We start from the raw sequence: 14,028 nt of genomic DNA, 5'->3' as shown, positions 1-14,028 counted from the left end.
GGAATGTGTATAAGAGACGTGTATCAGTAGCAGATGTTCTGACTGAACCACCGCATTCGCGAGCAAGCCCGCTCCCACACTTGATCTGCTGTGGGTTCCCAAACCCACAAACCCCTTCCTATAATCCCTGCGGCTTACCCAAGCCCCGCCCGACCGCGTGCTACCCGCACTCAGCGTGTCCTGGCACCGCCTTACCATGTCCGAACGGTGTTTGCTCCCATCCCGAGCCGCCCCACGCACAGCCCTGATCCATGGGTGTTCGACCAATAATAATCCGCGTCCAAACGCGCAATAACCGTCAGGGATAACGTCATGAGCACCACCTACCAAGAGGCCTCGAGCCCCGCCCCAGCCAACTCGACCGCCCGAGTCGCCACGGCGAGCATCGTCGGCACCGCCATTGAGTTCTACGATTTCTACATCTACGCCACGGCTGCCGCCCTGGTGATCGGCCCGGTGTTCTTCCCCCAGACCTCCGGCACCGCGCAGATGCTGGCGTCGTTTCTGACCTTCGGCATCGCCTTTATCGCTCGCCCGCTGGGGTCGGCGTTGTTCGGCCACTTCGGCGACCGCATCGGCCGTAAATCAACCCTGGTGGCTTCACTGCTGCTGATGGGGGTGTGCACCACCTTGATCGGCTTGCTGCCGGGCTACGACAGCATCGGCGCCTGGGCCCCGATTCTCTTGTGTGTTTTGCGCTTCGGCCAAGGCCTCGGCCTGGGTGGAGAATGGGGCGGCGCGGCCTTGCTGGCGACCGAGAATGCCCCCAAGGGCAAGCGCGCCTGGTTCGGCATGTTCCCGCAACTGGGCCCGTCGATAGGCTTCCTGGCGGCCAACGGTTTGTTCCTGATTTTGGCCATGAGCCTGAATGACGAGCAATTTCGCAGCTGGGGCTGGCGCATTCCGTTCATCCTCAGCGCCGCACTGGTGATGGTGGGCCTGTACGCACGCCTCAAACTGCATGAGACGCCGGTGTTCGCCAATGCAGTGGCCAAGGAAAAACCCGTGAAAGTGCCGCTGGTGGAACTGTTCAGCCAGCATTGGCTGCCGGTACTGCTGGGCGCCGCGTCGATGGTGGTGTGCTATGCGCTGTTTTATATCACCACCGCGTTTTCGTTGAGCTACGGCGTTTCCACCTTGGGCTACAGCCGTGAAACCTTCCTCGGCCTGCTGTGCTTTGCGGTGTTGTTCATGGGGCTGGCAACGCCATTGGCCGCCTTGGCCAGTGATCGCTACGGGCGCAAGCCGGTGCTGATTGTCGGCGCGGTCCTGGCGATTCTGTCGGGCTTTACCATGGAGCCGCTGCTGACCCATGGCTCGACCTGGGCCGTGGCGCTGTTCCTGGCGTTGGAGCTGTTTCTGATGGGCGTGACCTTCGCACCGATGGGCGCCCTGCTGCCGGAATTGTTCCCGACGCGCGTGCGTTATACCGGTGCATCGGCGGCGTATAACCTGGGTGGGATCGTGGGTGCATCAGCGGCCCCCTTCTTCGCGACCAAGCTGGTGGCGATGGGTGGTTTGAGTTATGTCGGCGGGTATGTGTCGGCGGCAGCGTTGCTGAGTTTGATTGCGGTGCTGTGCCTGAAAGAGACGCGGGATAACGACTTGAACAAGGTCGCCTGAAAGCCAAAAAATGTAGGAGCGAGCTTGCTCGCGAAAAAGGTACATCCGACACCGCAATGTGCCTGAAATACCTTCGCGAGCAAGCTCGCTCCTACAGGGGCCGTTTTAGAGTTCTACGACAACTGCTTGGGAAGCCCGGGTCGCCTTCGCCCGAGCTGCTTCAATCGACTCATCCCGCGCCAGTGCCACGCCCATGCGGCGCTGGCCGTTCACTTCAGGTTTGCCAAACAGACGCAACGCCGTATCCGGCTCGCTCAGCGCGGCGCCGAGGTTGGCGAATGCGGTCTGGGTGGACTGCCCTTCCACCAGGATCACCGCCGACGCCGAAGGCCCGAACTGACGGATCAATGGGATCGGCAGGCCGAGGATGGCGCGCGCGTGCAAGGCAAACTGCGACAGGTCCTGGGAAATCAGGGTCACCAGGCCAGTGTCATGGGGGCGCGGCGACACTTCGCTGAACCACACCTGATCGCCCTTGATGAACAACTCCACGCCAAACAAGCCACGGCCACCCAAGGCTTCGGTCACGGCTTTGGCAACGCGCTCTGACTCTGCCAGGGCAATCGGGCTCATGGCCTGCGGCTGCCAGGACTCCTGATAGTCGCCTTTCTCCTGGCGATGACCCACCGGCGCGCAGAAAGTGGTACCGCCGATGTGGCGCACGGTCAGCAGGGTGATTTCGTAGTCGAAGTCGATAAAACCTTCGATGATCACCCGGCCCTTGCCGGCACGCCCACCCTCTTGGGCGTAGTCCCAGGCTTTCTGCACGTCGTCGACACTACGCAACAAGCTCTGGCCTTTGCCCGACGAACTCATCACCGGCTTGACCACGCACGGGAAGCCCAGGTCCTGGACGGCCTTGCTGTAGTCTTCGAAAGTGTCGGCAAAGTGGTACGGCGAGGTCGGCAGGTCCAGCTCTTCAGCGGCCAGGCGACGGATGCCTTCACGGTTCATGGTCAGCGACGTGGCGCGGGCGGTGGGGATCACGGTGAAGCCTTCGGCCTCCAGCTCAACCAGGGTCGCGGTGGCGATGGCTTCGATTTCCGGCACGATAAAGTGCGGTTTCTCCGCCTCGATCACCGCACGCAATGCGGCCCCGTCAAGCATGTTGATCACATGGCTACGGTGCGCCACCTGCATGGCCGGCGCGTTGGCGTAGCGATCCACGGCAATCACTTCAACGCCCAGGCGCTGCAGTTCGATTACCACTTCCTTGCCCAGCTCACCGCAGCCACACAGCAAAACGCGGGTCGCGGTTGGCGACAATGGAGTTCCGATTCGGGTCATCTCAGGTCCTCAGGGGAGCGGATCATGGGGGAGAAAGGCCGGCATTTTACATGAACTGTAAAAATTGGCCTCAGTTGGCGACAGCCCGCCGGCGGATGCGCCAGGCCATGATCAGCCAGACCGCGGTGACACCGGCGAACTTGGACACCAACGCCGTGCCCGCCACCGCCGGCGTCAGTGCGCCGATCAGGCCGAAAAAGATAAAGGTATCGAGGGGAATGCTCAGCGCCGAACTTATCCACAGGCGGTCGTGCAGCGGGCGCTTGGTGATGCTGAACACCAGCCAGTCGATGCACTCGGACACCGCAAACGCCGTGGCACTGGCCAGGGCGATGGACGGGTCGGAGGTGATATAGGACAGCACCAGCGCCGCCAGCATGGCGATGATTGCGCCATGGCCGAAGCGGGTTTGCACCATGTCGCGCAGGATAAATACCAGGCCACCCCAGGCAGACCAGATGACGTCCAGGTGCGGGGCGGTGGAGAAGGCGAAGTTGATCAGCACGACGCTGCTGATGTAGGCGATCAGGAAAAACATGGGGATGGACCTGTGGGTAATGCCGCACAGGGTACACAATTACAAGGATGTCGTCTGGCAGGGCCTCATCGCAGGCAAGCCAGCTCCCACATTTGAAGGTATTCACACATCAAGGGTGGGAGCTGGCTTGCCTGCGATGGCGGCCTGTCAGGCGCCAAATTTTCCAGGGGTCATCCACACCATCCCACTCGCCACCGCCCGCTCATGGCACAACCCCAGCACCACCCGGCGCTCGGCGTTGTCCATGCGGCTCCAGCGCGTGATTTCATCCACATTGCGCTGGCAGCCGGTGCAGATATCGTCATCATCCAGCGCGCAAATACTGACGCAGGGCGAGGCGACCGGTCGTTCAATTGTGCTCATTCCTGCTGCTCAGCCAGGTCACGGGCATAACGCTGCGAGTTATGCACATAGTGCGCGGCGCTGGCTTCGAGCATGCGCTTTTGCGCCTCGGTCAGCTCACGCACCACCTTGCCCGGCGAACCCATGACCAGCGAGCCATCGGGGATTTCCTTGCCTTCACCGATCAGCGAGTTGGCGCCAATGATGCAGTGCTTGCCGATCTTGGCGCCATTGAGGATCACTGCGTTGATGCCGATCAGGCTGTAGTCGTCGACGGTGCAGCCGTGCAGCATGGCATTATGGCCAATGGTCACGCCGGTGCCGAGGGTCAGCGGGTAGCCCATGTCGGTGTGCATCACGCTGCCGTCCTGCACGTTGCTGTTCTTGCCGATCAGGATCAGCTCGTTATCGCCACGCAACACCGCGTTGAACCAGACGTTGGCACCCTCCTCCAGCTTGACCTTGCCCACCAGCGTGGCATTGGGCGCCACCCAGCTGTGGGGATGCGTCTCGACGCGGGCGTCGCCCAGGCGGTATTTCATGGTTTTTCCTCACGGCATGCCATTTGAACGATGGCTTATAGATTGATGAAGCTCTTGGGTGGCTGGTGCAGGCTGATCTTGGCATCGTCATAGAGCAGGTTGATCAGCTCGACGATCATGATCGCCGTCAGCCCCCAGATTTTGTATTCGCCGAACCTGTAGCTTGGCACGTACCAACTGCGGCCCTGGTAATCAATGCGGTGGGTATGTTCGCGTGGGTCCTGTCGGAAAAAGTCCAAAGGCACACTGAAAACGGCGGCAATCTCGGCGTCGTTGGCCAGGTATTCGACGTAATCGGGGATCACGCCCACATAGGGCGTTACGCGGATGCCGTGCAGGGAAATCAGCGGGCTCAACGGGCCAATGACTTCAACCAGCCCCGGCGGCAGGCCGATTTCTTCTTCGGCTCCGCGCAAGGCGGTAAAGATCAGGTCCGGGTCTTCGGGGTCACGGCGCCCGCCGGGAAAGGCCACTTCGCCACCGTGGGTCGACAGCCCGCTGGCGCGCAGGGTCAGGATCAGCTCGGGTTCGTCACTGCGGGTAATCGGCACCAGCACCGCAGCCTCGGGGAAACGCCCGTCGGCTTCCAGGGTGTGGGGGGTGTGATTGCTTACCCGGCGAAGTAGCTCGTCCAGCATGAGTCATCTCGGTCTGTTGGCTACCTTGCATCATGCACCAAAGCGTGCGGGCGCCCAACCCCAAAACCGCAGCGCTGTCGCGAAACGACAACTTGCAGGAACGCCCGGCACCGAGCCAAGATGTGCCCATTGTCCAGGAACCCCAGCATGAATTTCTGCAGCCAGTGCGGCAAACCGGTAACCCAACGCATTCCCGAAGGCGACGCACGCCTGCGCTATGTATGCGACCACTGCTCCACCATTCATTACCAGAATCCCAACATCGTCGCCGGTACCGTGCCGGTGTGGGGCGACCAAGTGCTGCTGTGCCGCCGCGCCATCGAGCCACGCCTGGGTTACTGGACCCTGCCCGCCGGCTTTATGGAGAATGGCGAGACCGTCGAACAGGCCGCCATGCGTGAAACCCTGGAAGAAGCCTGCGCCCGGGTGCGCAACCTGAGCATCTATACCCTGATCAATGTGCCGCACATCAGCCAGGTGCATATCTTCTACCGCGCCGAACTGATCGACCTGGACTTTGCCGCTGGCCAGGAAAGCCTGGAAGTGAGGCTGTTCGACGAAGCCGATATCCCTTGGTCCGAGCTGGCTTTCCGCACGGTCGGGCGTACCTTAGAATGCTTCTTCGCTGACCGTCGCCAACAGGCGTACCCGGTACGCAGCGAGTCTGTGCCACCGCTGTCCAAGCCCGCCCAATAACAAGCCGGCCAATGTCGCCAAAGGGATACCGTTTCAATGCGTTGGTTGCTTGCTCTGATCTGCCTATCGTTCGCCACGCTGTCCCCGGCCTCCACGGTGCAAACCCTTGACGGTAAAACGGTCGAGAAAGTCCTGGTCCTCAAGTCCGCCCACCAGCTGCAGCTGATCAACGACGGCAAGCCGTTCAAGACCTATCGCATTTCCCTGGGCAAGAACCCCAAGGGCCACAAGCTGATCGAAGGCGACCGCCGCACACCCGAAGGCCTCTACTGGCTCGACTGGCGCAAGACCAGCGACCGCTTCAACCTGGCCATGCACATCTCCTACCCGAACATCAGCGACGCCGCCCGCGCCCGCCGCGAAGGCGTAAAGCCGGGCAGCATGATCATGATCCACGGCACCCCCGACACCGAAGACTACCCGGAACAGTGGTTTCACACCCTGGACTGGACCGACGGCTGCATCGGCATGCGCAATGTGGATATGCGCGAAGTGTGGAACCTGGTCAAAGACGGCACCCTCATCGAGATTCGGCCGTAATCGCGCGCCGTTCGTAAAATAATTCGAAAATAATTCCTGCCCCAGGCAGCGCCTGCCGGTGAATACCAGTTCACCGCGCGGGACCCTGCACTTGTGCGCGCCACAAAGACCTCTCTAATACCACTTGATACCAGGCCCCATTAAAGCGCCCTGAAACCGGGATTCGCACCGTTTTGGTAGCATTGACATGGTATTTAAGTGGTATTAGTTTTCGGCCATTACCGGGCGACAACACTCCAATAACGCATCGGAAACCTGACAGATGAATCCCATCCTGGCCCTGCGCCCTGACGACAAGCAATCCACGCCGCTGTACCTGCAACTGGCCCGCAGCCTTGAAGCAGCGATCCACGCCGGCCAGTGGAAATCCGAACAGGCCTTGCCTTCGGAACGCGCGCTCAGCGAGCAGTTGAGCATCTCGCGGGTCACCGCCCGTAAAGCGCTGGAAGTGTTGCTGGCTCAAGGCCTGATCCGACGCAGCCAAGGCTCCGGCACCTTCATCACGCCGCGCCTGGAACAACCTTTGTCGCGCCTGTCGGGGTTCAGCGAAATGCTGCGGCTCAAGGGTTTTGTGCCCACATCCCAGTGGCTGGAACGCGACATCACCCCGTCAACCCATGAAGAACTGATCCGCCTGGGCCTCTCGCCCACCGACAAAGTGGCGCGCCTCAAGCGCCTGCGCAAAGCCGATGACACGGTGATGGCGATTGAAATGACCGCCATGCCAGCCTCCGTGCTGCCCCATCCCCAGGCCATCGGCAATTCGTTGTACGAATACCTGGAAAGCATCGGCAAGCCCATCGTGCGCGCCTTGCAGCATATCCAGGCGATCAATGCCTCGGATGAGTTCGCCGCACTGGTCGGCATCGCCCCCGGCACCGCCATGCTGCTGATGACCCGCGTGGGCTACACCGCCGACAACACGCCCATTGAAATCACCGACACCTACTGCCGCAACGATTACTACGACTTCGTCGCAGAGCTGCGCCGCCATGACTACTCCGCCTGAATGCGAACTTAGAGAACTGCCCATGACTGAAGACAATATCCTCACGCCCAGCGGCTGGATGCGCGGTCGCCTGGTGCATGAGCACGGCAAGGTGGTCGCCATTGACGGCACGCCCTGCGACCCGGCCGACAACGACCTGCCCTACCTGCTGCCGGGCTTTATCGACCTGCATGTGCATGGCGGTGGCGGCGCGGACATCATGGAAGGTGCGGGCGCCTTCGAGACTATCACCCGTACCCACGTACGTTTTGGCACCACCTCGCTGCTGGCCACCACCATGACGGCGCCGGTGGAAGAAATCTCCCGCGTGCTCGGTGAGCTCGGCACGTTCTGCGAACAGCGCCCAGCCGGCAGCGCCCGCGTACTCGGCGTGCACCTGGAAGGTCCCTACATCAATCCGGGAAAACTCGGCGCCCAACCCAACTTCGCCCACACCGCGTTGATGCAGGAAGTGGAAGCCTACCTGCGCCTGGCGCCGATCCGGGTGATCACCATCGCCCCGGAAATCGCCGGCCACGACGCTCTGATCCGCGCCCTCAGCGAACGCGGCGTGCGCATGCAGATCGGCCACACCCTGGGCAGCTATGAAGAAGGCGTTGCCGCCCTGGCCGCTGGCGCCACCAGCTTCACCCACTTGTACAACGCCATGAGCCCGCTGCATCACCGCGAACCCGGCATCGTCGGCGCCGCGCTGGCCCACGCCCAGTACGCCGAGCTGATCCCGGACTTGCTGCATGTGCACCCCGGCGCCATGCGCGTGGCGTTGCGCTCGATCCCTTGCCTGTACTGCGTCACCGACTCCACCGCCGCCGCCGGTATGCCCGATGGCGAATACAAGCTGGGCAGCCACACCGTGACCAAATGCCTGGGCGGCGTGCGCCTGGCCGACGGCACCCTGGCCGGCAGCACCCTGACCATGGATCAGGCGCTGCGCAACCTGGTGAAAATCGGCCTGCCAATCAGTGAAGCCTCACAACGCCTGTCGCAATTTCCTGCGGACTACCTGGGCCTGGAAGAACGCGGCCGCCTGCAACCCGGCAGCTTTGCCGACTGCGTGCGCCTGGACCGCTCCCTGACACTCATCGACGTAATGGTCGAAGGAGAAACCATTGACTTCAAAGATGCTTGAAGAGGCCCTGGCCTCCTGCGACGCCGTCGCGGCCCAACTGCAACGCCTGGACCCGATGCTGGAAGAAATCGCCGGGCGCCTGCGCCGCCAGCCGCCGCAAGTGGCGATGACCATCGCTCGCGGCAGCTCCGACCACGCCGCCAGTTACTTCGCTTACCTGGCCATGCAGCACGTGGGCATTCCGGTGGCGTCGCTGCCGATGTCGGTGGTGACCCTGTTGCAGGCGCCGATGAAGGTCAGCGGCCAAGTGGCGTTTGGGTTCTCCCAGTCGGGGCAGAGCCCGGATCTGGTCAACAGCCTGCGCCTGCTACGCAAGCGGGGTGCCTTGAGCATCTCAATGGTCAACGCCGAAGACTCGCCGCTGGAAGCGGCCTGCGAGTTCCACGTGCCGCTGTGCGCCGGGCCGGAACTCAGCGTGGCCGCCACCAAAAGTTTTATCGCCACCCTCAGCGCCAGTGCGCAACTGATCGGCCACTGGAATCAGGAAGCCGACTTGCTGCAAGCCTGTCAGGCCTTGCCCGATGGCCTGCGTGACGCCGCCACACAGGATTGGCGCACGGCCATCGACGCCCTTAAAGGCAGCCAGCGCTTGATGGTGATTGGTCGTGGCGCCGGTTTCGCCATCGCCCAGGAAGCCGCGCTCAAGCTCAAGGAAACCTCGGCGATCCAGGCCGAAGCCTTCAGCAGCGCCGAAGTGCGCCACGGGCCGATGGCGCTGATCGACGAGAACTACCCCCTGCTGGTGTTCGCTCCACGCGGCGCCGAGCAGGCCGGCCTGCTGAGCCTGGCCGCCGATATGCGCCAACGCGGTGCCCGCGTGCTGCTGGCCGCACCGGACGATATCGCCGAACGCGACCTGACGCTGAGCTGCGCCGAACACCCGAGCCTGGACCCGATCCTGGCGATCCAGAGCTTCTACGTGATGGCCGCCGGCCTGGCGCAGGCACGGGGCATGGACCCGGACCAGCCGCGCCACCTGAGCAAAGTCACCCGCACGCACTAAAGCGGCGTTTTCCTGATGAGTACCGTGCCCATGCCCAACAACAATAATCCATTGACCCTTAGCGCCCCCTTGAGTGGGCCGGTGCTGGCCCTGAACCGCGTCCCCGACGAAGTGTTCGCCAGCGGCGCCATGGGCGACGGTATCGCTATCGACCCGCTGAACGACTGCCTGCAGGCGCCCTGTGACGGCGTGATCATCCATGTCGCCCGCACCGGGCATGCGCTGACCATCCGCGCCGACAACGGTGCCGAAGTGCTGATGCACGTGGGCATCGACACCGTGGAGCTCAATGGCGAAGGCTTTGCTTTGCTAGTGAAGGATGGCGCACGGGTGAGCGAGGGCCAGCCGTTGGTGCAGTTTGACCTGGACCGCATTGCGCGCCAGTGCAAAAGCCTGGTGAGCCTGATCATCCTGACCAACAGTGACCGCTTCGAGCTGCAACCCATCGCGAGCAAGACCGTGAAGCTCGGTGAATCACTGATGCGGATTGCCCTGCGCACATCCGCGCCGGTTCAAACCGCTGTGGATAACTCGGTCGCAGAAGTGAGCGCCACGGTACGCATCACCCACCGTGGCGGCTTGCATGCGCGTCCTGCCGCGCTGGTGCGCAAGACGGCGCAAGGTTTCAGCAGCCAATCGCAGCTGCACATCGGCGATAAGTCAGCGGCGTGTGACAGCCTGATCGGCCTGATGGGGCTGGGCATTGGCGAGGGCGACGAGGTGCGGGTGACCTGCCGTGGCACCGATTGCGAAGCCGCGTTGCAGGCACTGGTCGCCGCGTTGTCTGTGGTGGTGCACGAGGAACATCAGGCGCAGGTCGTGGCCACGCCCCGTCGCGTGAATACCGAAGCCAATGTACTCCAAGGCGTGTGCGCGGCACCGGGCCTGGTGTGCGGGCCGTTGTTCCGCCTCACGGGCATCGAGCTGCCGCAAGACACCGGCAGCCATAACGTCGAGGAGCAACGGCAACAGCTGGATGCGGCCCTTGAGCAAGTGCGCGGCGAAATCCGCAGCACCCTGGACCATGCTCGCCAACGCAAGAACGTCGAAGAAGAAGAGATCTTCGCCGCCCACCTCGCCCTGCTGGAAGATCCCGCATTGCTCGACGCGGCCACCGCCGCCATCGCACAGGGCAGCGCCGCCACCCACGCCTGGCGCGATGCGATACAGGCCCAATGCGCCGTACTGTTGGCGTTGGGCAAGCCGCTGTTCGCCGAGCGCGCCAACGACCTGCGCGACCTGCAACAACGAGTACTGCGTGCCTTGCTGGGTGAAGCCTGGCATTTCGAATTGCCGGCCGGTGCGATTGTCAGCGCCCATGAACTGACGCCCTCGGACTTGCTGCAACTGAGCACGCAACAGGCCGCGGGCATCTGCATGGCCGAAGGCGGCGCGACTTCCCATGTGGCCATTTTGGCGCGGGGCAAAGGCTTGCCCTGTGTGGTGGCGTTGGGCGATGAAGTGCTCGACGTTCCCCAAGGCCAACGGGTGGTGCTCGATGCCGCTAATGGGCGCCTGGAACTGGCCCCCAGCGAAGCGCGCCATGCCGAAGTCCACCAGATTCGCGAAACACAAAAACTGCGTCGTAAAGAGCAGCAGGCCCAAGCCCAGCAAGCGGCGCTGACCCACGATGGCGTGACCATCGAAATCGCCGCCAATGTCGCCTCCAGCAGCGAGGCCCAACTGGCGTTTGCAAACGGCGCCGATGGCGTCGGCCTGCTGCGCACCGAATTCCTGTTTGTGGACCGTCGTACCGCGCCGGATGAGCAAGAACAGCGCCAGGCCTACCAGGCCGTGCTGGATGCCATGGGCGACAAGTCGGTGATCATCCGCACCATCGACGTGGGCGGCGACAAGCAACTCGACTACCTGCCGCTGCCCGTCGAAGCCAACCCGGTGCTGGGCCTGCGCGGCATTCGCATGGCTCAGGTGCGTCCCGAACTGCTCGACCAGCAACTGCGTGCCCTGCTGCAAGTCTCGCCGCTGGCGCGCTGCCGCATCCTGCTGCCGATGGTCAGCGAGGTGGATGAACTGCTGCAGATTCGTCAGCGCCTGGATGAGTTGTGCGTGGAGCTGGCACTGACCCAGCGCCCGGAACTGGGCGTGATGATCGAAGTGCCCGCCGCCGCGCTGATGGCCGAGAAACTGGCCGAACATGCGGACTTTTTGTCCATCGGCACCAATGACCTGTCCCAGTACACCCTCGCCATGGACCGCGACCACGCAGGCTTGGCAGCCCGCGTCGATGCGCTGCACCCGGCGCTGTTGCGACTGATCGCCCAAACCTGTGCCGGCGCAGCCAAGCATGGCCGTTGGGTTGGCGTGTGTGGCGCCTTGGCCTCCGACCCGCTGGCCACGCCAGTACTGGTTGGCCTGGGCGTCACCGAGCTGTCGGTAAGCCCGCCGCAGATCGGCGAAATCAAGGACCGCGTCCGCCACCTGGACGCGGCGCAATGCCGGCAACTGAGCCTTGAGCTGCTCGACCTGAGCAGCGCCAAGGCCGTTCGCCAAGCCTGTCAACACCACTGGCCGCTGAGCTGAAAACAACAAGAATAGGGAGACACGCCATGTACCAACACTTTATCGAAGGCCTGCAACGCCTGGGCCGCGCCCTGATGCTGCCGATTGCGATCCTGCCAATCGCCGGCCTGTTGCTGCGCCTGGGCGACACCGATTTGCTCAACATCGCGGTGATGCACGACGCCGGCCAGGCGATCTTCGCCAACCTGGCGCTGATCTTCGCCATCGGCATTGCCGTGGGCTTTGCCCGTGACAACAACGGCACTGCGGGCCTGGCCGGGGCGATTGGTTACCTGGTGATGGTCTCCACGCTCAAGGTGATGGACACCACCATCAACATGGGCATGCTGGCCGGTATCGCCAGCGGCTTGATGGCCGGGGGGCTGTATAACCGCTTCAAGGACATCAAGTTGCCGGAGTACCTGGCGTTCTTCGGTGGGCGCCGGTTTGTGCCGATTGTCACCGGCTTCAGCGCGGTGGGCCTGGGCGTGATCTTCGGCCTGATCTGGCCGCCGATCCAGCATGGCATCAACAGCTTCGGCGTGCTGTTGATGGAAAGCGGCAGCCTCGGTGCGTTCGTGTTTGGCGTGTTCAACCGCCTGCTGATCGTCACCGGTTTGCATCACATCCTTAACAACATGGCGTGGTTCGTGTTCGGCAGCTTCACCGACCCGGTAACCGGCGCGGTGGTCACGGGCGACCTGACCCGCTACTTTGCCGGCGACCCCAAAGGCGGCCAGTTCATGACCGGCATGTTCCCGGTGATGCTGTTCGGCTTGCCGGCTGCCTGCCTGGCGATGTACCGCAATGCGTTGCCTGAGCGGCGCAAAGTGATGGGCGGGATCTTCCTGTCGATGGCGCTGACCTCGTTCCTGACCGGGGTGACTGAGCCGATTGAATTTGCCTTCATGTTCCTGGCGCCGTTCCTGTACCTGATTCACGCACTGCTCACCGGCCTGTCGATGGCGGTCACCGACCTGCTGAATATCCACCTGGGCTTTACCTTCTCCGGAGGGTTTATCGACATGGTGCTGGGCTGGGGCAAGTCCACCAATGGCTGGCTGGTGGTGCCGGTGGGCCTGGCATACGCGGTGATCTACTACACGGTGTTCAGCTACTGCATCCGCCGCTTCAACCTGAAGACGCCGGGGCGGGAAGATATCCAGGTGGTGCAGGCCGAAGCGATGAGTGACAACCAGCGTGCGACGGCTTATATCCAGGCGTTGGGCGGTGCTGAGAACCTGCTGAGTGTGGGCGCTTGCACCACGCGTCTGCGTCTGGACATGGTGGATCGCAACAAGGCGGTGGATGCGCAGCTCAAAGCGCTGGGCGCCATGGCTGTGGTGCGGCCGGGGAATGGTGGGAGCTTGCAGGTAGTGGTCGGGCCGATGGCCGATAGCATTGCTGATGAAATCCGCTTGGCAATGCCGGGGTTTGTTGCTGCAGTGCCTGTAGCAGTTGCGCCTGTGGATAAGCCCGTGACGGTGAATGTGCAGGAGGCCGAGAAATGGCTGAATGCGTTGGGTGGCCGAGGGAATGTGCGCCAGCTGGAAGCGGTGGCGATGACCCGGTTGCGGGTGGAGTTGAGGGATGACTCGGTGGTGTCCGACGCTGGCCTCACCGCGCTCGGATGCCAAGGGGTGAGCCAACTGGATAGTGGTGTCTGGCACTTGTTGGTTGGTGATAAGGCGTCGGGACTCGGTGAGGCATTGGAGCGGTTGGTTACCCGCCCGATCAACGCCTGATCACCCTGTGGCGAGGGAGCTTGCTCCCGCTGGGCTGCGAAGCGCTCCCAGGAATTTTGGGGCCGCTGCGCACTCCAGCGGGAGCAAGCTCCCTCGCCACAGAGTGTGGTTTATTCAGTTGCTGATGGGTACTTCCTGTAGATCCAGTACTCGATCCACCATCAACTGAATGCCCTCTACCATCCGATGAATGCCCTGCACTGCATCACGCTGCGGGCCGTCGACGTCAAAAGCCAGATTACCCGCCAGTGCCTGTACGGATGCCAGGTCTTGGGAAGCATTGGCGAGCAGGGTTTCGACGTTCAGACTGGGTAGTACGGTGAAGATCTGGTCGGACGGTGAATCACCAGCTTGGCGGGACTCGGCTTGAGATGAGATAGAACTGAAGACATCGCAGACAGCAAAAACCCGGCCTA

14 protein-coding genes are annotated in these 14,028 nt (G+C 62.7%); 8 read left to right on the top strand and 6 right to left on the bottom strand.

Annotated elements, in window-relative coordinates; translation table 11 throughout:
- The first annotated feature begins 312 nt into the window (after positions 1–312).
- On the top strand, positions 313–1,623 hold the full coding sequence (locus CER19_RS03615; protein ID WP_116665429.1) for an MFS transporter: 1,311 nt from the start codon (positions 313–315) through the stop codon (positions 1,621–1,623).
- Positions 1,624–1,728: 105 nt separating this feature from the next.
- Here the strand turns inward: CER19_RS03615 and purT are convergent, their stop codons facing one another.
- The 5 genes from purT to CER19_RS03590 all read right to left on the bottom strand — a co-directional run bounded on the left by purT (position 1,729) and on the right by CER19_RS03590 (position 4,970).
- On the bottom strand, positions 1,729–2,910 hold the full coding sequence (gene purT, locus CER19_RS03610) for a formate-dependent phosphoribosylglycinamide formyltransferase (RefSeq protein ID WP_065939222.1): 1,182 nt from the start codon (positions 2,908–2,910) through the stop codon (positions 1,729–1,731).
- A gap of 70 nt (positions 2,911–2,980) precedes the next feature.
- Entirely contained in the window at positions 2,981–3,448 is a 468-nt protein-coding gene (locus CER19_RS03605; protein WP_116665428.1) for a preQ0 transporter, read from the bottom strand.
- Between the two features lie 147 nt (positions 3,449–3,595).
- Positions 3,596–3,811, bottom strand: a complete 216-nt coding sequence (locus CER19_RS03600; RefSeq protein WP_116665427.1) for a DUF1289 domain-containing protein — start codon at positions 3,809–3,811, stop codon at positions 3,596–3,598.
- Complete coding sequence (locus tag CER19_RS03595) at positions 3,808–4,332, bottom strand: gamma carbonic anhydrase family protein (RefSeq protein WP_032895426.1); 525 nt, start codon at positions 4,330–4,332, stop codon at positions 3,808–3,810. Before CER19_RS03595 ends, CER19_RS03600 begins: the two co-directional genes overlap by 4 nt.
- Before the next feature lie 35 nt (positions 4,333–4,367).
- The gene (locus CER19_RS03590) at positions 4,368–4,970 is read right to left on the bottom strand and encodes a CoA pyrophosphatase (protein ID WP_116665426.1); all 603 of its coding nucleotides are present in this window, start codon (positions 4,968–4,970) and stop codon (positions 4,368–4,370) included.
- A 147-nt stretch (positions 4,971–5,117) separates the two neighbouring features.
- Here CER19_RS03590 and CER19_RS03585 point away from each other — a divergent pair, with 147 nt between their 5' ends.
- From CER19_RS03585 to nagE, 7 genes are all read left to right on the top strand, one after another.
- Positions 5,118–5,666 carry an NUDIX hydrolase gene (locus tag CER19_RS03585; protein ID WP_003193976.1) on the top strand — a complete coding sequence of 183 codons (549 nt, stop codon included), beginning with the start codon at positions 5,118–5,120 and terminating at the stop codon, positions 5,664–5,666.
- 36 nt (positions 5,667–5,702) lie between these two features.
- A complete protein-coding gene (locus CER19_RS03580; protein WP_047711705.1) occupies positions 5,703–6,206 on the top strand; it encodes a murein L,D-transpeptidase family protein in 504 nt (167 codons plus the stop codon).
- 262 nt (positions 6,207–6,468) lie between these two features.
- Entirely contained in the window at positions 6,469–7,215 is a 747-nt protein-coding gene (locus CER19_RS03575) for a GntR family transcriptional regulator (RefSeq protein WP_116665425.1), read from the top strand.
- 22 nt (positions 7,216–7,237) lie between these two features.
- Positions 7,238–8,344: an N-acetylglucosamine-6-phosphate deacetylase gene (gene nagA / locus CER19_RS03570; RefSeq protein ID WP_116665424.1), complete on the top strand. Its 1,107-nt coding sequence runs from the start codon at positions 7,238–7,240 to the stop codon at positions 8,342–8,344.
- Complete coding sequence (locus CER19_RS03565) at positions 8,337–9,347, top strand: SIS domain-containing protein (protein WP_116665423.1); 1,011 nt, start codon at positions 8,337–8,339, stop codon at positions 9,345–9,347. Before nagA ends, CER19_RS03565 begins: the two co-directional genes overlap by 8 nt.
- Positions 9,348–9,377: 30 nt before the next feature.
- On the top strand, positions 9,378–11,888 hold the full coding sequence (gene ptsP, locus CER19_RS03560; RefSeq protein WP_116665422.1) for a phosphoenolpyruvate--protein phosphotransferase: 2,511 nt from the start codon (positions 9,378–9,380) through the stop codon (positions 11,886–11,888).
- Positions 11,889–11,914: 26 nt separating this feature from the next.
- On the top strand, positions 11,915–13,612 hold the full coding sequence (gene nagE, locus CER19_RS03555; RefSeq protein ID WP_116665421.1) for an N-acetylglucosamine-specific PTS transporter subunit IIBC: 1,698 nt from the start codon (positions 11,915–11,917) through the stop codon (positions 13,610–13,612).
- A 114-nt stretch (positions 13,613–13,726) separates the two neighbouring features.
- Here nagE and CER19_RS29000 read toward each other — a convergent pair whose 3' ends face one another.
- A complete protein-coding gene (locus CER19_RS29000; RefSeq protein WP_116665420.1) occupies positions 13,727–13,990 on the bottom strand; it encodes a DUF6124 family protein in 264 nt (87 codons plus the stop codon).
- Positions 13,991–14,028 lie beyond the last annotated feature (38 nt).

The organism is Pseudomonas sp. GL93 (assembly GCF_003408955.1).
Lineage (GTDB): Bacteria > Pseudomonadota > Gammaproteobacteria > Pseudomonadales > Pseudomonadaceae > Aquipseudomonas > Aquipseudomonas paracarnis.
This window is presented reverse-complemented; position numbering and strand designations above follow the sequence as displayed.

Excerpts from the sequence above, each read along its gene's own strand:
- CER19_RS03615 (WP_116665429.1), top strand. The coding sequence starts at position 313 with ATGAGCACCACCTACCAAGAGGCCTCGAGCCCCGCCCCAGCCAACTCG.
- purT (WP_065939222.1), bottom strand. The coding sequence starts at position 2,910 with ATGACCCGAATCGGAACTCCATTGTCGCCAACCGCGACCCGCGTTTTG.
- CER19_RS03605 (WP_116665428.1), bottom strand. The coding sequence starts at position 3,448 with ATGTTTTTCCTGATCGCCTACATCAGCAGCGTCGTGCTGATCAACTTC.
- CER19_RS03600 (WP_116665427.1), bottom strand. The coding sequence starts at position 3,811 with ATGAGCACAATTGAACGACCGGTCGCCTCGCCCTGCGTCAGTATTTGC.
- CER19_RS03595 (WP_032895426.1), bottom strand. The coding sequence starts at position 4,332 with ATGAAATACCGCCTGGGCGACGCCCGCGTCGAGACGCATCCCCACAGC.
- CER19_RS03590 (WP_116665426.1), bottom strand. The coding sequence starts at position 4,970 with ATGCTGGACGAGCTACTTCGCCGGGTAAGCAATCACACCCCCCACACC.
- CER19_RS03585 (WP_003193976.1), top strand. The coding sequence starts at position 5,118 with ATGAATTTCTGCAGCCAGTGCGGCAAACCGGTAACCCAACGCATTCCC.
- CER19_RS03580 (WP_047711705.1), top strand. The coding sequence starts at position 5,703 with ATGCGTTGGTTGCTTGCTCTGATCTGCCTATCGTTCGCCACGCTGTCC.
- CER19_RS03575 (WP_116665425.1), top strand. The coding sequence starts at position 6,469 with ATGAATCCCATCCTGGCCCTGCGCCCTGACGACAAGCAATCCACGCCG.
- nagA (WP_116665424.1), top strand. The coding sequence starts at position 7,238 with ATGACTGAAGACAATATCCTCACGCCCAGCGGCTGGATGCGCGGTCGC.
- CER19_RS03565 (WP_116665423.1), top strand. The coding sequence starts at position 8,337 with ATGCTTGAAGAGGCCCTGGCCTCCTGCGACGCCGTCGCGGCCCAACTG.
- ptsP (WP_116665422.1), top strand. The coding sequence starts at position 9,378 with ATGCCCAACAACAATAATCCATTGACCCTTAGCGCCCCCTTGAGTGGG.
- nagE (WP_116665421.1), top strand. The coding sequence starts at position 11,915 with ATGTACCAACACTTTATCGAAGGCCTGCAACGCCTGGGCCGCGCCCTG.